The organism is Montanilutibacter psychrotolerans (assembly GCF_003719825.1).
Classification (GTDB): domain Bacteria; phylum Pseudomonadota; class Gammaproteobacteria; order Xanthomonadales; family Xanthomonadaceae; genus Montanilutibacter; species Montanilutibacter psychrotolerans.
The window spans coordinates 1-18,988 of the sequence record NZ_RIBS01000002.1; the positions used below are offsets into that span (position 1 = coordinate 1).

General features: G+C 67.8%; 17 protein-coding genes. 5 read left to right on the forward strand and 12 right to left on the reverse strand.

Annotated features, from left to right (window positions below):
• Window positions 1–338 precede the first annotated feature (338 nt).
• The gene (locus tag EER27_RS03610) at window positions 339–1,031 is read left to right on the forward strand and encodes an AIM24 family protein (RefSeq protein ID WP_123086696.1); all 693 of its coding nucleotides are present in this window, start codon (window positions 339–341) and stop codon (window positions 1,029–1,031) included.
• Window positions 1,032–1,200: 169 nt separating this feature from the next.
• On the opposite strand, the gene tsf is transcribed toward EER27_RS03610, so the two are convergent.
• Together tsf and rpsB are read right to left on the reverse strand one after the other, a co-directional pair.
• Window positions 1,201–2,076 carry a translation elongation factor Ts gene (gene tsf / locus EER27_RS03615; RefSeq protein WP_123086697.1) on the reverse strand — a complete coding sequence of 292 codons (876 nt, stop codon included), beginning with the start codon at window positions 2,074–2,076 and terminating at the stop codon, window positions 1,201–1,203.
• A 146-nt stretch (window positions 2,077–2,222) separates the two neighbouring features.
• Complete coding sequence (rpsB, locus tag EER27_RS03620; RefSeq protein ID WP_123086698.1) at window positions 2,223–3,044, reverse strand: 30S ribosomal protein S2; 822 nt, start codon at window positions 3,042–3,044, stop codon at window positions 2,223–2,225.
• A gap of 512 nt (window positions 3,045–3,556) precedes the next feature.
• Between rpsB and EER27_RS03625 the strand changes: the two genes are divergently transcribed.
• The 3 genes from EER27_RS03625 to EER27_RS03635 all read left to right on the forward strand — a co-directional run bounded on the left by EER27_RS03625 (window position 3,557) and on the right by EER27_RS03635 (window position 5,196).
• Entirely contained in the window at window positions 3,557–3,766 is a 210-nt protein-coding gene (locus tag EER27_RS03625) for a hypothetical protein (protein ID WP_148040917.1), read from the forward strand.
• Between the two features lie 267 nt (window positions 3,767–4,033).
• On the forward strand, window positions 4,034–4,324 hold the full coding sequence (locus EER27_RS03630) for a YciI family protein (protein ID WP_123086700.1): 291 nt from the start codon (window positions 4,034–4,036) through the stop codon (window positions 4,322–4,324).
• Between the two features lie 341 nt (window positions 4,325–4,665).
• Window positions 4,666–5,196 carry an REP-associated tyrosine transposase gene (locus EER27_RS03635; protein ID WP_123086701.1) on the forward strand — a complete coding sequence of 177 codons (531 nt, stop codon included), beginning with the start codon at window positions 4,666–4,668 and terminating at the stop codon, window positions 5,194–5,196.
• 84 nt (window positions 5,197–5,280) lie between these two features.
• Here EER27_RS03635 and EER27_RS03640 read toward each other — a convergent pair whose 3' ends face one another.
• The 7 genes from EER27_RS03640 to gstA form a co-directional block, all read right to left on the reverse strand.
• Complete coding sequence (locus tag EER27_RS03640; protein ID WP_123086702.1) at window positions 5,281–6,312, reverse strand: Csu type fimbrial protein; 1,032 nt, start codon at window positions 6,310–6,312, stop codon at window positions 5,281–5,283.
• A complete protein-coding gene (locus EER27_RS03645; RefSeq protein WP_123087236.1) occupies window positions 6,309–8,672 on the reverse strand; it encodes a fimbria/pilus outer membrane usher protein in 2,364 nt (787 codons plus the stop codon). The genes EER27_RS03640 and EER27_RS03645 overlap by 4 nt, the downstream gene beginning before the upstream one ends.
• 106 nt (window positions 8,673–8,778) lie before the next feature.
• The gene (locus EER27_RS03650) at window positions 8,779–9,582 is read right to left on the reverse strand and encodes a fimbrial biogenesis chaperone (RefSeq protein ID WP_123087237.1); all 804 of its coding nucleotides are present in this window, start codon (window positions 9,580–9,582) and stop codon (window positions 8,779–8,781) included.
• Between the two features lie 14 nt (window positions 9,583–9,596).
• Complete coding sequence (locus EER27_RS03655) at window positions 9,597–10,103, reverse strand: Csu type fimbrial protein (protein ID WP_123086703.1); 507 nt, start codon at window positions 10,101–10,103, stop codon at window positions 9,597–9,599.
• A 98-nt stretch (window positions 10,104–10,201) separates the two neighbouring features.
• Window positions 10,202–10,453 carry a hypothetical protein gene (locus EER27_RS16845; protein WP_148040918.1) on the reverse strand — a complete coding sequence of 84 codons (252 nt, stop codon included), beginning with the start codon at window positions 10,451–10,453 and terminating at the stop codon, window positions 10,202–10,204.
• 532 nt (window positions 10,454–10,985) lie between these two features.
• Window positions 10,986–12,077: an NAD(P)H-dependent flavin oxidoreductase gene (locus tag EER27_RS03660; RefSeq protein WP_223807159.1), complete on the reverse strand. Its 1,092-nt coding sequence runs from the start codon at window positions 12,075–12,077 to the stop codon at window positions 10,986–10,988.
• On the reverse strand, window positions 12,074–12,697 hold the full coding sequence (gene gstA, locus EER27_RS03665) for a glutathione transferase GstA (RefSeq protein ID WP_123086704.1): 624 nt from the start codon (window positions 12,695–12,697) through the stop codon (window positions 12,074–12,076). Before gstA ends, EER27_RS03660 begins: the two co-directional genes overlap by 4 nt.
• Window positions 12,698–12,803: 106 nt before the next feature.
• Between gstA and EER27_RS03670 the strand changes: the two genes are divergently transcribed.
• Window positions 12,804–13,718 (forward strand): LysR family transcriptional regulator, encoded by a 915-nt coding sequence (locus EER27_RS03670; RefSeq protein ID WP_123086705.1) that lies wholly within the window; start codon window positions 12,804–12,806, stop codon window positions 13,716–13,718.
• Between the two features lie 56 nt (window positions 13,719–13,774).
• Here EER27_RS03670 and ppx read toward each other — a convergent pair whose 3' ends face one another.
• The 3 genes from ppx to phoR form a co-directional block, all read right to left on the reverse strand.
• Window positions 13,775–15,295 carry an exopolyphosphatase gene (gene ppx, locus EER27_RS03675; protein WP_123087239.1) on the reverse strand — a complete coding sequence of 507 codons (1,521 nt, stop codon included), beginning with the start codon at window positions 15,293–15,295 and terminating at the stop codon, window positions 13,775–13,777.
• A gap of 23 nt (window positions 15,296–15,318) precedes the next feature.
• Window positions 15,319–17,391 carry a polyphosphate kinase 1 gene (gene ppk1 / locus EER27_RS03680; RefSeq protein WP_123087240.1) on the reverse strand — a complete coding sequence of 691 codons (2,073 nt, stop codon included), beginning with the start codon at window positions 17,389–17,391 and terminating at the stop codon, window positions 15,319–15,321.
• Between the two features lie 170 nt (window positions 17,392–17,561).
• Entirely contained in the window at window positions 17,562–18,881 is a 1,320-nt protein-coding gene (gene phoR, locus EER27_RS03685; protein WP_123086706.1) for a phosphate regulon sensor histidine kinase PhoR, read from the reverse strand.
• Between the last annotated feature and the right edge of the window lie 107 nt (window positions 18,882–18,988).

Genomic DNA, 18,988 nt, shown 5'->3' on the forward strand with positions numbered 1-18,988 from the left:
GCAGATCGGCGCCGCCATGCGCAAGCTGTTGCACCTGATCTTTGGCGTGGTGAAATCCGGCCGGCCGTTCGATCCAAACTACTTGCCCGGCAGTTGACGGCCAAGACGGTATCTACGAGATCCGGGCGGTCCGGTTGCAATCGCAGACCCGTAGGGCGCATTAGCCGCAGGCGTAATGCGCCGGATGGGTTGCGTCGCCATGAAGATCCACCTCGGCATGGATCGCGCCAAAGCACCGCAATGTGCGACAGCCGACTCGTCCGTCGCAATCACCCACTATCATTCAAGGTCCTGTCGATGCCGCACGATGCGGCTCGGCTTAAACCCAAGGAGTGGCAATGGCGATCAAGAACCTGGCGGATTTTCTCGAGGACTCGAAGCAGAAGGACCTCAGCCCGGACGTGTTCGAGCTGGAAAGCTCGCACATGCTCGAGGTGAAGTTGAACGGCCGGGTGTGGGCGAAGGCCGGCTCGATGGTCGCGTACCGCGGCGGCGTCAAGTTCGTGCGCGAAGGCATGCTCGCCCAGGGCCTGGGCAACCTGCTGAAGAAGGCCATCAGCGGCGAAGGCACGCAGATGATGAAGATGGAAGGCCAGGGGCGCGTGTACGTGGCCGATGCCGGCAAGAAGATCACGCTGCTGCGTCTGGCCGGCGAGTCGATCTTCGTCAACGGCAACGACATCCTCGCCTACGAGGATGGCATCAAGTCCGACATCAAGATGATGCGCAAGGTGGCCGGCATGGTGTCCGGTGGCCTGTTCAACATGAAGCTGACCGGTAGCGGCGTCGTGGCGATCACCTCGCACTACGAGCCGATGACCCTGGTCGTGACGCCGGACCAGCCGGTGTTCACCGATCCGAATGCGACCGTGGCCTGGTCGGGCAACCTGAGCCCGGACATGGTCACGGACATCTCGCTGGGCACGCTGTTCGGTCGCGGCTCGGGCGAGAGCGTGCAGATGAAGTTCTCCGGCAACGGCTGGGTGGTGGTGCAGCCGTACGAAGAGATCTACTTCCAGCAGCAGGGCTGAGGTCGGGCGCGAGTTTCGGGTGCGCGTGGCTGGCGTGGAAGCGCCGCCACGCCGCATCCGTCACCTCGCGTGCCGCTCAGGCGCCTCCGGAATGGACGGCGCAGCGCCAAAGAAAAAGGCCGCGGAATCCGCGGCCTTTTCCTTGCAGCTTCGAGGCGGGTGGCGCGGCTTACGCCAGGCCGGCTTGCTTCATGACTTCAGCGGCGTAGTCTTCGACCACCTTCTCGATGCCTTCGCCGACGGCGAGACGCGTGAAAGTGACAACCTCGGCACCGGCAGCCTTGAGCACGGCCTCGACGGTCAGGTTGGTGTCGAGCACGTACGGCTGGCCGTACAGGGTGACTTCGTTGACGATCTTGGCGATCTTGCCGCCGATGATCTTCTCGAGGATGTCGGCCGGCTTGGCCTTGTCCTTGTCGGTCATCTTGGCCAGCTCGATTTCCTTTTCCTTCTCGACGAACTCGGCCGGGACGTCCGACGCCTTGATGTGCGGCGGGTTCATCGCGGCGATGTGCATCGCCAGGCCGCGCGCCAGTTCGGCGTCGCCACCCTTGACCTCGACCAGCACGCCGATGCGGCCGCCGTGCACGTAGGCCGACAGGGTGTTGGCGCTGTCGATGCGGGCGATGCGGCGGACCTGCACGTTCTCGCCGACCTTGGCGATCAGTTCGGCGCGGGCTTCCTCGACGGTCTGGCCGTTGGCCAGCTGCGTGGCCTTCAGCGCGTCGACGTCGGCAGCGCCAAGCGCGGCCTGGCCGACGGTGTCGGTGAACGACAGGAAGTTGGTGTCCTTGGCGACGAAGTCGGTCTCGGAGTTGATCTCGACCAGCACGGCGCGGCCGTCGGCCTGGGCGGCGACGATGCGGCCCTCGGCGGCGACGCGGCTGGCCTTCTTGTCGGCCTTGGCCAGGCCCGACTTGCGCAGCCACTCGGCCGACGCGTCGATGTCACCGTTGTTCTCGGTGAGGGCCTTCTTGCATTCCATCATGCCGGCGCCAGTGCGCTCGCGCAGTTCCTTGACGAGGGAAGCGGTGATCTCTGCCATGGGGGTTGCCTCAGGTGCATTGCCATCCCGGACGTGGCGTGGAAGGCCGCGGGCACGCCGAAAGGCGTGTGCGGAATCCGTGTCGTCAGGGCGGCGGGAAATTGGGAAGCGGCCGCGCAGCATCGCGCGGCCGCATGACGCGGTTCTTACTCTGCAGCAGGGGCGTCTTCGGCCGGAGCCTCGTCAGCCTTGCCCTTCTTGGCCGGAGCGCGGCGCGGGGCCTTGCCGTTCTCGCCTTCGGCGGCTTCGGCGAACTCGTCTTCACGGACCGAGGCGGCCGACGGAGCGGCAGCCTTGCCTTCCAGCACGGCGTCGGCGGCGGCACGGGCGTACAGCTGCACGGCGCGGATGGCGTCGTCGTTGCCCGGGATTGCGTAGTCCACCAGCTCCGGGTTGTAGTTGGTGTCGACCACGGCGATGACCGGGATGCCGAGCTTCTTGGCTTCCTTGATCGCGATGTCTTCATGACCGATGTCGATCACGAAGATCGCGTCGGGCAGGCGGTTCATTTCCTTGATGCCGCCCAGCGAGGCCAGCAGCTTGTCGCGCTCGCGACGCAGGCCCAGCACTTCGTGCTTGACCAGCTTCAGGAAGGTGCCGTCGGTCTCGGCCGCTTCCAGCTCCTTCAGGCGCTGCACGGACTTCTTGACGGTCGCGAAGTTGGTCAGCGTGCCGCCCAGCCAACGCTGGTTCATGTACGGCATGCCGCAACGCTCGGCTTCTTCCTTGATCGACTCGCGCGCGCTGCGCTTGGTGCCGAGGAACAGGATCATGCCGCGCTTCTGGGCGATGCCCGAGAGGAAGTTCATCGCGTCGTTGAAGAGCGGAACGGTCTTCTCGAGGTTGATGATGTGGATCTTGCCGCGGGCACCGAAGATGTACGGACCCATCTTCGGGTTCCAGTAACGGGTCTGGTGGCCGAAGTGGACGCCCGCTTCGAGCATCTGGCGCATGGTGATCTGGGGCATTGCGGTAACTCCAAGGCAGTGGAACCGGCCGCCGGAAAGGTGTGGCGGCTGCCCCGCGCGAGGCTGGGGCGATGGTTCCGGGGTTGGGCCTCCCTGCGGCCTCCGTGTCCGAACTTCGCGGTCCTGGCGGACGTGTGAAGCACCCCGGCACGGGCTGTGGCAGCAGGTGTGTATTCGCCGATGACGCCCGGCGTGGGCGACTGCGCGAGGCCTGGACGGAGCCAGGGCGACACGAAGCCGCGGGATTGTAGCCGGGACAGGGGGGCTGGGGCAAATGGCCGGGGCAACCCGTTCGGAGGAGCTTGCCGCAATCTGTCCTTTGGCGGGGTTGCGTTTTGCGCCCGCGGCGAAGGCTGGCGGCGCTGTGAGGCCTTTGTGGCTCGTTTGCGCCCCGGCAAATCCTCCTGAGGCGCGTGGTCGGGCGGACGACCCCCTTTGTTATAGTCCGCGCCGCCGCTGGCCAGGCGGATTCTGCCTTCGGGCAGCTGACGTCGATGACGTACCCTGGCGGCATGGCGGTTGACTACGTGCGCGACACGATGGGCCGCACCACCGAAGTCGGCGTCACGCCCAGCGGCAGCACGCGTCAGGTGCTGATCCGCGAGGCCACTGTCGTCCTCGCTGACGCCCGCTCGCAACCATTGGTCATACGAGGCATGGCGCTCGGCAGGCAGGGATCCCAGCGCCAGATAGACAGGGTGCAGCGCCGTAGGATGGGTTGAGCGCAGCGATACCCATCACTCGCCACATCGACGGCCTTGCATGCCGTGATTCGCCGTGCAGCGGCAGAGCCTCCTCTACCCCGACCATCCGTGGATCCGCCGCGTTCGCGCGTTCCCTGATCACTGTCGATGGGTATCGCTGCGCTCAACCCATCCTACGTTGGGGGGGGCGGTGGGCGTTGGACCACCATCGTGAAAGCCAGTCGGGGGGATGGAGTGGCGCTGCGATAGCCTTCAAGATGCGGGCCCGCCTCGCGAAGGAATGCCATGTTCATTGTGCTGTTGACCTACACCAAGCCGCTTGCCGATGTGGATGCGCATCTCCCGGCACATCGGGAGTTCCTGAAGAGGAACTACGACGCGGGAGTGTTTCTTCTCTCCGGGCCAAAGGAGCCGCGGGATGGCGGGGTGATCCTGGCGAACGGCTCGTCCTTGGCGGGGTTGCAGGCGATCCTGGCCGAAGACCCTTTCCAGATTCACGACGTGGCCAGCTTCCAGGTCGTGCAGTTCACGGCAAACATGGCGACGCGATCGCTTGAGTCGCTGGTCGTGGCCTGACGCGTTCCGAAGGGCCTCTGCGCAGGATGGGTTGGGCGAAGCGATACCCGTCACGCGCCACGTCGACTGCAATGCGTGGTCCGCTTTGTCGTCGTGCGGCGGCGCAACGTCTTCTGCCCCGGCCACTCTGGGAACTGCCGTATTCGCGAGTTCGCTAATCACTGTCGATGGGTATCGCTGCGCTCAACCCATCCTACGTTTCTGTTGATGGGTATTGTCGCGCCCGACCCATCCTGCGTTGCGGGGCCAGGTGGGCCTTGGCCGACCTTGGTGAAACGCGTTAGGCCGTAGGATGGGTTGAGCGAAGCGATACCCATCAGCGCCGTCACACGAGGTCATGGATGACCGATTACCGACGCGCCCGCGTACCCGGCGCCAGCTACTTTTTCACCGTCAATCTCGCCCGCCGCGACACCACGCTGCTGACCGACCGCATCGATGACCTTCGCAATGCGGTGCGCTATGCGCGTGGCCGGCATCCGTTCGTGATCGACGCGATGGTGGTCATGCCCGAGCACTTGCATGCGGTCTGGACGCTGCCCGATGGCGACGCCGATCATTCGTTGCGCTGGCGCCTTGTCAAGACCTGGTTTTCACGACAGATCCCGTTTGGAGAAGGCCGTCGCGACAGCCGTGTCGCCAAGGGTGAGCGCGGCATCTGGCAGCGTCGCTATTGGGAGCATCTGATTCGCGATGAAAACGACCTGCGTCGCCACGTCGATTACGTCCACTTCAATCCAGTCAAACACCGGCATGTGGAACGGACCGTGGATTGGCCGCATTCGACGTTTCATCGTTACGTGGCCGAAGGCCGGTTGCCCGTGGATTGGGGTGTCGGGGTTGGCGTTGATGGTGGGTTCGGCGAGCGGTGATGATGGGGGTCGCTTCGCTCAACCCATCCTACGGTTGCGTTGATGGGTATCGCGTTGCTCAACCCATCCTACGGTGGGGGAGGCTCAGTACGTCACGGTGACGGTTATCACGTCGGCGTAGTCGCCTGGGGGTACGGACTGGACCGCTGGGACGCGTCCGTGGACGGTCAGCGATTGGGACGAGCCGCTGCCGGTGCCGGGAACGGTGTCGGTGCCGATGGCGGCACCCCAGCGCAACGTGCGTCCGGCATCGCGGTACAGCTCGTAGCCGAGGTAGTTGCCGGTGGCGCCCAGGCGCATGCGGCGCAGCACGCCGCTGGCGTTCTGGCCGTCGTCCAGCGCCATGTTCCAGGGTGTGCGGTTGGTGCAGGTCATCGTGACGGTGGAGGTCTGGTCGATGTCGGCGGCGATCGGCCCGGGCACGTTGCCGAAATCCAGGTCGGTGGCGCTGTCGATGATGCAGTGGTTGGGCACCGTGGCGCTGGCGGTGAACGGGAAGGTGATGCTGCCGCCGCCGGTTCCGCCGGACGTGCACGACGCGGGGTAGGGCGGCGTGCCCAGCAGTTGCTCGGCGTACCGGTAGTCCAGGCGGGTGTGGGCACCGGTGAACGGGTTGTTGTGCAGCCCTGCGGACAGACCCAGCTGCGCGGCCACGCGCCCGAACAGGGTGGCCGAGGTGTTGCCGCTGCCGCCAAGCACCGGTGCGTTGTATTGCAGATCGATCTGCACCGGGGTGGGCGTGGCCGGCGTCGACGTGCTTCCCCATATCTGGGTGCGCGCGGCGTCGCGATAGATCTGGAACTGCATGGGATCGCCGAAGGTGTTGGTCAGGCGACGGGGGTTTGTCTGGCCGGCGCCGTTGACGCCTGCGTCGATGTTCAGGCACATCCGAACGCGGACCGTGGCCAGCAATGTCAGCCCGCTGGTCGAGCAGGTGATGCCGACGGTGGCGGTGTTGTCGACGTTGGCCGCGCCGGTCACGGTGCCGAAGCTCAATGGCGTGGGCGTGGTGTTGCAACTGGTGGCGGCCTGGGCGGGCGCGGGCAGACACCACCACAGCGCAGCCAGCAGCAATGCGCCCAGCAGCCGTCCGATGGCACGTGGCAGCGGGTTCATCGTGGCGTCTCGTCGCCGCACGGCAGCGGGCCGATGCGCGGAATGGCGTTGACGGTTTCCGGGTAGTCGAAGCGGGCAACGCACGTGCCCGACGGCGTCTGCACGCGCAACCGGTTGTGCGTGCCCAGGTCTTCGATGTAGGTCTCGCCGTCGTAGCCGACGATGACGTCGGCCGCGCTGCCTTCCACGCGCACCCGGGTGTTCAGCGGCAGCGGCTTGCCCGCGCGGTCGTGCAGCACCACCAGGGCCGCGCGAATGGGCGTGATCGCGAAGCGGACGCGCGCACCGGCGCGGTCGCTGGGCGTGGCGATCAATTCGGTGTCAGCGATGCGCATCGCTGCGGGCAGGGACATCGGGTCGATGGAGAGCTTGTTGTGCTGCCACGCATTGAGCGGCGCCACCAGCAGCACCCCGTCGGCATCGGTGTGACCGATGGGACGATTCTCCAGCTGCACCGGAACGCCGCCGATCCCGTCGGTGGTGATCACCGCAAACGCATCGTCGATACGACGCGACGCAAACCCGTGCCCGCCCATCCATACCAGGCCGCCGCTGGCCTGCGCGTAGCCGTGCCCGTAGCCGCCCAGGCGCGCGAGACCCAATCCGACGCGACCGTGAGCTCCCAGCCAGCCCACTTCGGCCAGGCCTCCATCTCCGCCGTCGCCGGTGTGCATCTGCACGCGCCAGCCCGCGCCACCATCGCCGGGAACCGGTCGGGTCAGATCGATGACCGTGCTGTCGCGTCCGTTGTTGCGTTGCCAGGATGTGTCGAGCCGGTGGTCGTGACCCAGCGAAACCGCGATGCTGAGGTACAGGCTGCGGTCGTTGTGGTCGTCGAGATTGCGGTTGTAGGACAGGTTGACCGACCAGTCGCGCGCGAAATTGCGCGTCCACGAAACGCCGGCATAGCGGGCAGTGGCGGGGCCCACGGTCGATGCCGCATCGGTATCGTCCTGGCGCAGGCGGACGTAGTTGATGCCGACATTGCCCAGCCATGCGGTGGTGAAGCCCGCCAGTGCGCGTTCGCTGATCTCAGGCGCACGCGGGCCGTACAGCGAGGCGATGTCGCGGTAGTCGCCGGACGTGCGCTGGCTGTCAGCGGAGACGTTGAAGTGGCCGTTGTTCCAGGCGTAGCCCAGGGTGGTCTGCGAGCCGTGTTCGCGATCCAGTCGGCTGCGCGCGTGCGATGCGCTGAACACACCTGCGCGACCGATCAGCCACACGCCACCGAGCCCTGCGTTGCGCAGGCCACCGCCGGCTTCGGCGTGCGATTCCAGGGTCAGGTTGTCGCTGATGCCATGACGCAGGTTGCCGCTGAAGACCGGTTCGCTGGCATACGAAAACGAGCGGACGCCGTAGTCCTGCCGCACGGTGCCAGCGCTCAGCGACCAGTCCGACAGACCCTTGGCCAACAGCTGCCGGGTGGAATAGAACGGGAAGTCGAGGTTGCGCGTGCGGCCAAACGCGTCGGTGATGACCAGGTGCGCGTTGCCCACACCGCTGATGCCCGGCACGGTGGACAACTGGAAGGGACCCACCGGCAATTCGCCGCGGTACTGGCGCACGCCGTTGACGTACAGATCCACGACCGACGGCACCGCCACCTCGCCAAGAAACGCCGGCATTGGGGTGGTGACGCGATAGGGCTGCAGGCCGAAGTTGCGGCCGATCTGCACACCGCCCAGGCGCACCGGGCGGGTCCAGTCGAGAAAGCCGCTGAAGGTGTCGCCCACGGTCAACGTCAGCGCCGCTGCGGGAAACGACAACTCCCAGTTGCTCTGCAGGCGCACCGTCTGGCCGCGCCAGCCGTCGTCGTCGGAACGGTAGCCGCGTGTCACGGCCGAGGTGCTGAACACACCGGGCCCGATGCCGAACGCGCGTAGTTCGCCGGTGGCGGTGAGGCCACTGTTCGACTTGTCGTGACTGGCGTACAGGTCGTAGTTGAGCAGCAGGCCGGGTGCGGTGGCGGTGATCGGCGCAGCACGCCCGTCGCGGGTGTTCAATCGCGTGGTCGGCAACGTGAGCTGCGACAGGGGCGCGTCGATGTCGATGCGCTGGTTGGCGAGGTCGTACCGGGTCTGCACGCCGGGAAGCCGATCGAGTGCGATTTCGGCGGAGAGTTCGTGGCCGGGGAGAGTGAACCCCATGCCGCGCAGGTCGCGGCTGTCGGCGAACATGCGGCCGTCACGACGGATGAAGCGCACCAGTTGCGGCAGCCGCGTGCGGTTCAGCACCACTTCGAGGTACAGCACCTGCGCGCTCGCATGGCCGCCCGGTTGGGCCGGCGGAAGTTCCGCGGCCGCCACGCCGCCGTCGGGTGCGTGCTGCGCGGCGGCATCTTCGGCAAGCAGCGCGAGCATGGCGGCCACCAGCGTGGCCAGTCGCCTGTTGGCCGACTGCCGCGCGGTGGGTTGCGACGCACCCGGCACGCACGAGGGAATCGGCGGCGCTGTGCGCGGCCCTGCATCACCGGGCCGTCGCATCCAGCACCAACGTGCGTTCGCCCGGTTCGCCGTTGATCCTTGCCTTGAACGCGCCGTCGCGCCCGGCATCGCGTTCGAGGTCGAGCGTGACCGGCAGGTTCCAGCGCATGCGCTGGCCCGGCAGCACGTAGCCCGACAATCCGGGTGCGACGGCCACGCGTTGGCCGTCGTCGCCGACGAACGCCAGGTCCGCGATCTGCGCGTGCGCATCGCCGGTGTTGTCGATCTCGATGAAGCGCGTCGGGTGGGCCCCCCCGAGCCGTGCATGCAGGGTTGCGGAGAGCTGTGCCTGGGACGCATCCGGTCGTGACACATCCGATTGAGGCCGGTTGACGGGCATCAGGAACACGGGGATCGAATAGCGCAGCGCAAGCCGCAACCCGGAGCGTGATGCGTCGTGAGCATCGATGGGTAGTTCATCGACGATGACGCGGTAGCTGGCTTCCCGGTCGACGGGTGCCGGCCCGGTGCGCACGATGCGGACCAGCTGTCGCGCGCCAGGGGCGAGTTCGAGCATCGGTGGGCTCAGCACCACGTCGCCGGTGGCGTCGAGCCGGTCCACGCCATCGTGCTGCGTCCAACGGAAAACGCGCAATTGTGCGTGCAGCGTCTGCGCTCCGGTGTTGCTCAGCGTCAGGCCTTCGGCGGCCTGTCGTGCCTGCAGGGTGATCGTGGTCGGTGCCACCTGCAGACTCGCCGCGCGGCTGTCGTGGCCCATGGCCAGCCATGCGAGCGTTGCCAGCGCGAACACGACCAGCGGCGCCCCGGACGAGGGCCGTGTGGGCATCGTGATGGGCACGCTCAGTAGGTGACGGTTGCGGTGACGGTGTCTGAGTAACTGTCGGCAGGGAAGCCGGCGCTGGGTACCCGGCCGTACACCTGATAGGCCTGGACCGCGCCGGTGCCCGTGCCTGCCACCGTGTCGGTGCCGATGGTCTCGCCCCATATGTCGGTGCGTCCCGAGTCGGTGTAGAGCTGGTAGGGCACCAGGTCGGTACCACCGTTGATCATCGCCCGCGCGGCAACGCCGCCGCCGCCGGCGTTGAGGCCTTCGTCCAGCGAGATGGTGTAGTCCGTGCCCGGCGTGCAGTTGACGTTCAACTGGCCGGCGGCGTCGATGTTGGTGTCGGTGGACGGGTGAGTGCCGAAGGCGACGTCGGTGGCGGCCGGCGTGTTGACGGTGCAACTACTCTGGATGGTGATGGTGACGTCAAACGTGGTGGTGGCCGTCTGTGCGTGCGCAGCGGGCACGTACAGTGCGGCGGTGGCGAGCAGTACGGTGGAAAGCAACGACTGGATCCGTGTCATGTGCATCTCTCCGGCGCGAAGGACTTCCTGACGCAGGGACTGCGGGTGCGGAACCTGCGGGGCGTGCGACGACGGCTTGCCTTTCCTCGCCGACGGTTTCATTCCCACCGCTCCGTGTCAAGCAACGGCCACGGTGTTTGCGTGTTGGCAGGATAGGCGGACTGGTGTGTGCGCCGCGTGTCGTGGCCGGACAGCCCCGGCACCTCCCAGATCGACCACGCGCTGGCGTTCGCATGGGATGACAGGGAAAAATCCCCGTTTCCCAAGCGGAAGGCCGCAAGGCGCACTCGTAGGGCGTCAATAAGCGAAGCGCATTGCGCCGGATTGGTTGCCGCGGAGGTCGGATCCATCTTCGCGTTCCATCCGGCGCATTACGCCTTCGGCTAATGCGCCCTACGGAAAGTCCCCGGCTGGAGGGCTTTCGACCCCTCGCTGGCCGCGCGCTCGGACATTCGCGCGGCCACGGCCTGCGCTTGGACATTCAGCACTCGTAGGGCGTCAATAAGCGAAGCGCATTGCGCCGTATTGGTTGCCGCGGAGGTCGGATCCATCTTCGCGCCCCATCCGGCGCATTACGCCTTCGGCTAATGCGCCCTACGGAAAGTCCCCGGCTGGAGGGCTTTCCGCCCCGTCGCCGGCCGCGCGCCCGGCCGGATCAGCGTCAGGCACCCATTCGCGCGGCCACGGCCTGCGCTTGGACAATCAGCACTCGTAGGGCGTCAATAAGCGAAGCGCATTGCGCCGGATTGGTTGCCGCGGAGGTCGGATCCATCTTCGCGTTCCATCCGGCGCATTACGCCTTCGGCTAATGCGCCCTACGGAAAGTCCCCGGCTGGAGGGCTTTCCGCTCCGTCGCCGGCCGCGCGCCCGGCCGGATCGTCGTCAGGCACCCATTCGCGCGGCCACGGCCTGCGCTTGCGCCATCAGGTGCGTGATCAGCGCGGCGGCGTTTCGTTCGCGAAGCAACGGGGCGGCCTGGCCGGACCATAGCGACATCAGGTCGGGGCGGTCCTGGGCGACCGCTTCGGACTTGAAGCGACCGGTCAGCCAGTTCTGCACGGGGTAGGGGGCGAGTTCGGTCGCGTGATCGGCCAGTTCGTCCATGAGCCGGTTGCGGATGCCACGGGCGAGGCGGCCGCTGAACGCACGGGTCAGGGCGGTGTGGCGTGCGTCGCCACTGAACAGACGACGTCGATGGACGTCGCTGGCGTTGGACTCGCTGCAGGCCAGGAACGCCGTGCCGATCTGCACCGCCTGCGCGCCCAGCGCCATCGCCGCGACCAGTCCGCGGCCATCACCGATGCCGCCGGCGGCGATCACCGGACAGTCGACCGCGTCGACCACTTGCGGCACCAGCGCGAACGTCCCCGTCAGCGACTCCTCGGCGGGGCGCAGGAACGACACGCGGTGGCCGCCGGCCTCGAAGCCGGTGGCCACGATCATGTCGACGCCCGCCTGGGCCAGTGCAACGGCTTCGTCGGGAGTGGTTGCCGCGCCCAGCGTGGTGATGCTCAGGTCGCGGCAGCGGCGCAGCACGTCCTCGGGCGGAATGCCGAACACGAAGCTGAAAACGGCCGGCCGGGCGGCCAGCACCGCGTCGACCTGTTCGTCGAAGCGCGGCATGTACCGCGCTGGACGCTGTGGCGCGGGCACGCCGAGTTCGTCGAAGTACGGTTGCAGCAGGGCGACGTAGCGGGCGAATTGTTCGTCGTCGACGTCGGGAGCTTCGCTGTCCTCGAACGGCACCCACAGATTCAGCGCGAACGGCCCGGCGCTGCGGGCGCGGATCGCCGACGCGGTGTCGTCGATCCCCGCGGCATCGAGGTGGTGCGCACCAAACGAACCGAGCCCGCCGGCGTCGCTGACGGCCGTGGTCAGTTCAACCGACGACAGCCCGCCACCGAACGGTCCCTGCACGATCGGCAGGCGCAGCCCGAGCCGGCGCATCGCGTCCGTGGCGGGCCAGCGCTTCACGCCGGCAGACCCTCGGCCTGCAGGGCCGCGCGCACGGCATCGCGTTCGCCGACACGCGCCAGGTAGGCGTGCAGCGACGGCAGGCCGCCCAGGTCGAGGTCGACGAACCGCGCCCAACGCGACACGGTGAACAGGTAGGCGTCGGCGACGGTGAACGACGCACCCGTCAGGAAGTCGTGGCCCGTGGCGGAAAGCTCGCGCAGGCGCGCGTCCAGCCACTCGTACTTGCCGCGCAGCACGGCCACGAGGGTGCGCTTGGCCTGCGTGTCGAGCGCCGGATTGAACAGCGGCGTGTACGCCTTGTGCAGCTCGGTGCCCACGTAGTTCTGCCACTCCAACACGCGGTAGCGGGCCAGGCTGCCGACGGAGGGGATGAGGTTGCCGGCGTTGGCCTGGTCGGCAACGTACTGGGCGATCACCGCGCCTTCGGTCATGCGTTGGCCATCGCCGAACTCCAGCACCGGCACCTGGCCGCGGCTGTTGACGGCGTGGAAATCGGTACCTGTCTCGGTGGTGTGGCTGCTGGTGTCGACACGTTCGAGCGTGAACGGCAGCGCGGACTCGCGCAGGGCGATGTGGACGGCAAGCGAGCAGGCGCCGGGGGCGAAGTACAGCTTCATCGTCGTGACTCCAAGGAATGGGGGAGGAACGACGGTGATGCTATTGCGGTGATCTGGCGCGATAAACGTGGAATCATTCACTCCACAAGTTACATGGAGTAACAAGATGGCCCGACAGTTCGACGCGCTGATGCTGGGCAGCATCGAACTGTTCTGCCTGTCCGCCGAGTTGGAGAGTTTCACCTTGGCCGCGACGCGCGCCGGGCTCACGCCGGCGGCGGTCAGCCGCTCGGTAAGCCGGCTGGAATCGCGCCTGGGTGTGCGGCTGTTCGTGCGCAGCACGCGCAAGGTCCGGCTGACCGATGCGGGCCGTGCCTATCACGCCCAATGTCGGCCGGCGTTGAGCCAGCTGGCCGAGGCCGAGCGCGAGCTCACCGGCCAGCAACTTCGCCCGGCCGGGATCGTGCGCATCAGCGTTTCGACGCCGCTCGGACACTGCCGGCTGCTGCCGCGACTGGCGGCGTTCCGGGCGCTGTATCCGGACGTCCAGGTCGACGTGCACCTGAGCAATCGCAACATCGACTTCATCGCGGAGGGTTTCGACCTGGCAATCCGCGGGCGCACGCCACCGGACTCGGGACTGGTGGCGCGCAAGCTGGAGGACGCGGCGCTGGTGGTGGTGGCGACGCCCGAGTATCTGGCGCGGCGCGGCACGCCACGGACGTTGGCCGATCTGGACCGCCACGACTGCATCCAGTTCGTGCTGCCCAGCAGTGGCCAGCGCGTGCCGTGGCTGTTCCGCGATGTCGATCGCGATGTCGAACTGGCCACCGAAGGCGGCGCGTGCTGCAGCGGCGATCTGCTGGCCACGGTGACCCTGGCGCGTCATGGCGCGGGGGTACTGCAGACCTACCGCTTCATCGTCGAGGATGACCTGCGCGACGGGCGGCTGGTCGAGGTGCTGAGCCCATACGGTGGACGTTCGCGACCCTTCTCGCTGATCTACCCCGGCAGCCGGCACATGCCACTGCGGGTGCGGGTGCTGGTCGACTTCCTGATGGCGCAGTGGGGCGCGGGCTGAGCAGTGCCATGCCGCGCGATCGACGCGCGCGGCGGCGTAACGCGCGGGGCGTCGCGCTACAGGGCTTCGATGCGTAGCCCGATGCCCAGGCCTGCCAGGTCGTCGGGTTCGCCGTGCAGGTCGGCCTTGAGCAGGGGGCGCGTTTCCAGCCAGCGCTTGTCCAGCGTCAGGCGCAAGCTGCTGTCGTCGGCGCGTGCGTCGAGGCGCGGGATCGGATCGGTATCGTGGCTGCGGTGCAGCAGCACTGCCAGGCGAAGCAGGGCGGCGTTGCGACGCGCGGTCGCCAACAGGCGATCGGGCAGCGCGTCGAACGCGGACTTGGGCACCTTGCGGCGGTGGGTGCGTACCAGTGCGGCGAGGAACTGCTGCTGCTGGCGCGAGAAGCCGGAGATGTCGGAGTGCTCGAGCACGTACGCGCCGTGAACGTGGTACTGGCTGTGCGCGATGGCCAGGCCCAACTCGTGCAGCCGTGCGGCGCGGGCCAGCATCACGCGGTCGTCGTCATCGAGCATCCAGGCCGCTGCCACCTGGTCGAACATGCGAAGTGCGCTCGCCTCGACTTGCCCGGCCTGGACGTTGTCGATGCCGTAGCGCTGGATCAGCGCCGCCACCGCGACGTCGCGCGGGTCGTTGACGCCGCCGCGTCCGAGCATGTCGTAAAGCACGCCCTCGCGCATCGCGGCCTTGCTGACCATCAGCCGTTGCAGGCCAAGTGCGGCGAAGGCCGCCTCGAGCACGAGCACGCCGCCGGCGATGATCGGACGGCGATCGGCCGACAGGCCGGGCAGGTCGATCGCGTCGATCCGGTCGGCCTGCAGCATGCGGTCGCGCAACTGCGGCAGGGCCTCGGCGGTGATGGCGCCCTTTGTCAGCTTCATGGCCGCGCAGACGTCGCCAATTGCCTTGCAGGTGCCCGACGAGCCCAGGGCCTCGTCCCAACCCAGGGCGCGGTAGGTGCCGGCGAACTGCTGGAACTCGGCGGTGACCTCGGCCAGCGCATCCTTCCAGCGCTTGCGGCTGAGCTTGCCGTTTTCGAAGAAACGGCGGGTGCTGGCAATGCAGCCCAGCTGCAGGCTCTCGCGCTCGATCGCCTCGAAACCCGACCCGATGATGCATTCGGTGGAGCCGCCGCCGATGTCGATGACCAGCCGCAGGCCGCCGTCGCGCGGGCGCTGCGCGTGTGCGACGCCGAGGTAGATCAGGCGTGCTTCCTCGCGGCCGGCGACAACCTCGATCGCATGCCCCAGCGCCGACTCCGCCGGCATCAGGAAGCTCTGCGGCGCAGCCAGGCGGCGCACGGTGTTGGTGGCGATCGCACGCACCCGCTGCGGCGGAATGTCGCGCAGGCGCTGGCCGAAACGCGACAGGCAGTCCAGCGCGCGCTGCCGGAACTCGGGGTCCAGGCCGCCCCTGCGGTCCAGGCCTTCGGCCATGCGGACGGTCTCGCGCAGGCGATCGACCACGCGCAGCTGGCCGAGCACGTAGCTGGCCACCACCATGTGGAAACTGTTGGAGCCAAGGTCGACCGCGGCCAGCAGATCGCCGTCTTGTAGCGGCAACCGGGCCGTGTGGAGCATTCCGTTCATGGGGGAATGATCGGCTATTCGCAGATCTGGGCCAACAACGACGCCTGCGCCGAGTGCGCCGAGGCCCCCATCTCGGGCTGCACGCGGCGGTAACTGCCGTCGGCCTCCAACTGCCAGGCATTGACGTTGTCGGCCAGGTAGTTGGTCAGTGCCTCGTCGTGGATGCGCCGCGCCAGGCCGTTGTCGAGGATCGGGAAGCCGGTCTCGACACGCCGCAGCAGGTTGCGTTCCAGCCAGTCGGCGCTGGCGCAGAACAGCTCGGGTTCGCCGTCGTTGCCGAACCAGTAGATGCGGTGGTGCTCCAGGAAGCGTCCAACGATCGAACGCACGCGGATGTTGTCCGAAATGCCAGGCACGCCCGGTCGCAGGGTGCAGGCGCTGCGCACGATCAGGTCGATCTGCACGCCGGCCTGCGAGGCCTGGTAGAGCGCGCGGATCACCTGCGGCTCGTTGAGTGCGTTCATCTTGGCGATGATGCGACCCCGCTTGCCGGCACGCGCCAGCCGGGTCTCGCGGTCGATGCGCTTGAGCACCCCGGCGTGCAGGGTGAACGGCGATTGCAGCATGCGCTTGAGCTTGATTGCCGGCGCCAGCCCCGACAGCTGCTGGAAGATCAGGTGGACGTCGTTGCCGATGTCGGGGTCGGCGGTGATCAGGCCGAAATCGGTGTACGCCCGCGCGGTGCCGGCGTGGTAGTTGCCGGTGCCCAGGTGCACGTAGCGGCGCAGTTTGCTGCCCTCGCGGCGCACCACCAGCAGCATCTTGGCGTGGGTCTTGTAGCCCACCACGCCGTACACCACCTGCACGCCGGCTTCCTGCAGGCGGTCGGCGAAGCCCAGGTTGGCCTCCTCGTCGAAGCGCGCGCGCAGTTCCACCACCACGGTGACGTCCTTGCCGTTGCGCGCGGCCTGCACCAGCTGCTCGACGATCTGCGAATCCTTGCCCGAGCGGTACAGGGTCTGCTTGATCGCGAGCACGTTCGGGTCTTCGGCGGCCTGGCGGACCAGTTCCAGCACCGGGGTGAACGCGTCGAAGGGGTGGTGCAGAAGCACGTCGCCGCTGCCGACCGTGTCGAAGATGTTTTCGACACCCGGCAGCTGGCGCGGCTGGTACGGCGGGAACTTCAGATCGGCGCGCTGCACCAGGTCGTACACCTGGGTCACGCGGTTGAGGTTGACCGGTCCGTTGATGCGGTAGACCGCGTTCTCGGGCAGGTCGAAGTTCTCCAGCAGGGTGCGCACGATCGGTTTGGGGCACTGCTCGGCGATCTCCAGCCTCACCGCGCGGAGGTACCCGCGGCCGACGAGTTCGTCACGCAGGGCCAGCGCGATGTTGTCGACTTCTTCCTCGTCGACGATCAGCTCGGAGTTGCGCGTCACGCGGAACTGGTACGCGCCCTTGACCAGCATTCCCGGAAACATCTCGTCGACGAAGGTCGACAACACCGCCGACAGGAACACGAAGTCGTGCGGGCCGCCGGACACGTCCTCGGGCAACTGGATGATGCGCGGCAGCGAGCGCGGCGCTCGCACGATGGCGAGGTTGCCCTGGCGGCCGAACGCGTCCTTGCCTTCCAGCACGACCACGATGTTGAGCGACTTGTTGAGGATCTTCGGAAACGGGTGCGCCGGATCGAGGCCCAGCGGCGACAGCACCGGCATGACCTCGTCGCGGAAGTAGTCGCGCAGCCAGCGCATCTGCGATTCGCTCCAGCAGTCGCGGCCGAGCACGCGTACGCCGGCGTCGTCCATCGCCGGGCGCAGCACGTGGTTCCAGCATTCGTACTGCGCCTGCACCAGTTCGGCGGCGCGATCGTGGATGCGCGCCAGCACCGTGGCCGGCGGCAGGCCGTCGGCGCCGGTCGGCAGGCCCAGGTCCTGGGCGTGGCGCAGCGTGCCGGCGCGGATCTCGAAGAACTCATCGAGGTTGGTGCAGCTGATGCATAGGTACTTCAGGCGTTCCAGCAGCGGCACCTGGGGGTCCTGCGCTTGCGCGAGCACGCGGAAGTTGAAGTCCAGCTGCGACAACTCGCGGTTGAAGTACAACGCGTTGTCGCGCAGCGGATCGCTGTCGCCCAGGTCCTGCATGGGGCTGGTGTCCAAGGGCAAGGGCTCCGGGCGGCTGGGTGCGTGGGCGGGTTCGCGCACGCGTCCCGATGATTCGCCCGCCGCCTCCGACGGCCGGCGTGGCGTTCCGGCGGCGTCCGTGTCGATCGCGGTGGCGTCGTGGCCGGCGTTGGCGTTGCTGTTCGGAGCGTTCATGGCGTCATCCCGGTGGTTTCCCTGGTACGCAGGCGCTCAGCGCCAAAGTGACAGGAGAAGGTACTACCACGACCGACCTCGCTGGCGACTTCCAGCCGTGCCTGGTGCAGGTTCAGCACGTGCTTGACGATCGCCAGGCCCAGGCCGGTGCCGCCGCTCTCGCGTGAGCGGCTGGTCGACACGCGGTAGAAGCGTTCGGTCAGGCGCGGCAGGTGCCCGGCGGGAATGCCGTAGCCGCTGTCGGTGACCTCCAGCGAAACGCCGTCGCCGTCGCGACGGAAGACAATGCGGATGCTGCCGCCCGCCGGCGTGTACCGCACGGCGTTGCTGACCAGGTTGGAGAAGGCGCTGTGAAGCTCCTTGTGCGCTCCCCACAGGTCGACGTTGGCGGTGTCCTGTGCGCTGACCTCATGGCGGCCCTGGCTCAGCGCCATCGCTTCGCGCCGCAGCGTGCCGACCATCGACGACATCGCCACGTGATCCTCTTCGTGCAGGCTGTCCTGCGATTCCAGGCGCGACAGCGTCAGCAGGTCCTCGACCAGCTGGGTCATGCGCTGGGACTGGCGCTGCATCTCGCCCAGGATCGGCGCCCAGTCGGGGTGTTCGGCCGGGTCGAGCATGTCCAGGTAGCCGTGCACCACCGTCAGCGGCGTACGCAGTTCGTGGGACACGTTGGCGACGAAATCGCGGCGCATCTGTTCCAACTGCAGCAATCGGCTGACATCGCGCGCAACCAGCAGCCACAGGTTTTCCGAGTACGGAATCAGTCGCAGGCTCAGCGTGGTGCCGGGGCTGAACGGCGAAGGCGTCTCCAGCGCTTCGGCATTGCGCCCGGCAGCCAGCCAGTGCGACAGCGGCAGCGGCTGCAGTCGGTCGACCAGCGCGGCGCCGATGTCCTGCGGGTAGCGCAGGCCCAGCAGCGGTCCGCTGGCCTCGTTGAACCACTGCACGCGCTGGCTGTTGCGTTCGACCACCACGATCGCGTCGGGCAATGCCGCGGCGGCCGCGCGGTAGGCGCGCAGCATCTCGATCAGGCGCCGCTTGCGGCCGCGCATCTCGCCCTGGCCCCGGGCGAGCAGGTGGTCGAGCTCGTTCCAGACGCCGGCACCGGCAACCGGTTCGAGCCGCTGGCGGGCGGTGAGGCGCGTCAGCAGGCCGCGCAGCTGCCAGTAGTGCCAGGCGACCACGCCCAGCGCAGCCAGGGTCAACACCGGCCAGGGCTGCCCCACCAGCGCGCCCACCACCGCGGCGGCGGCGAGGATCAGCGCGAGCTGGCCGAGGGTGCGGAACCAGGCGGAACGGGCTCTGGGGGGCATGCGTTGGAGTCTAGCGGCGGACGCGGGAACGCGGCGCGGGTGAAGTTTCCGCCGGCGGTGCGGCCGGCGGGCGTTCGCAGCGGTGCCGGCCGGCGAGGGGCGCCAGC

Coding starts and splice junctions, on each gene's coding strand:
- EER27_RS03610 (WP_123086696.1), top strand. CDS start 339: ATGGCGATCAAGAACCTGGCGGATTTTCTCGAGGACTCGAAGCAGAAG.
- tsf (WP_123086697.1), bottom strand. CDS start 2,076: ATGGCAGAGATCACCGCTTCCCTCGTCAAGGAACTGCGCGAGCGCACT.
- rpsB (WP_123086698.1), bottom strand. CDS start 3,044: ATGCCCCAGATCACCATGCGCCAGATGCTCGAAGCGGGCGTCCACTTC.
- EER27_RS03625 (WP_148040917.1), top strand. CDS start 3,557: ATGGCGGTTGACTACGTGCGCGACACGATGGGCCGCACCACCGAAGTC.
- EER27_RS03630 (WP_123086700.1), top strand. CDS start 4,034: ATGTTCATTGTGCTGTTGACCTACACCAAGCCGCTTGCCGATGTGGAT.
- EER27_RS03635 (WP_123086701.1), top strand. CDS start 4,666: ATGACCGATTACCGACGCGCCCGCGTACCCGGCGCCAGCTACTTTTTC.
- EER27_RS03640 (WP_123086702.1), bottom strand. CDS start 6,312: ATGAACCCGCTGCCACGTGCCATCGGACGGCTGCTGGGCGCATTGCTG.
- EER27_RS03645 (WP_123087236.1), bottom strand. CDS start 8,672: ATGCTCGCGCTGCTTGCCGAAGATGCCGCCGCGCAGCACGCACCCGAC.
- EER27_RS03650 (WP_123087237.1), bottom strand. CDS start 9,582: ATGCCCACACGGCCCTCGTCCGGGGCGCCGCTGGTCGTGTTCGCGCTG.
- EER27_RS03655 (WP_123086703.1), bottom strand. CDS start 10,103: ATGACACGGATCCAGTCGTTGCTTTCCACCGTACTGCTCGCCACCGCC.
- EER27_RS16845 (WP_148040918.1), bottom strand. CDS start 10,453: ATGGATCCGACCTCCGCGGCAACCAATCCGGCGCAATGCGCTTCGCTT.
- gstA (WP_123086704.1), bottom strand. CDS start 12,697: ATGAAGCTGTACTTCGCCCCCGGCGCCTGCTCGCTTGCCGTCCACATC.
- EER27_RS03670 (WP_123086705.1), top strand. CDS start 12,804: ATGGCCCGACAGTTCGACGCGCTGATGCTGGGCAGCATCGAACTGTTC.
- ppx (WP_123087239.1), bottom strand. CDS start 15,295: ATGCTCCACACGGCCCGGTTGCCGCTACAAGACGGCGATCTGCTGGCC.
- ppk1 (WP_123087240.1), bottom strand. CDS start 17,391: ATGCAGGACCTGGGCGACAGCGATCCGCTGCGCGACAACGCGTTGTAC.
- phoR (WP_123086706.1), bottom strand. CDS start 18,881: ATGCCCCCCAGAGCCCGTTCCGCCTGGTTCCGCACCCTCGGCCAGCTC.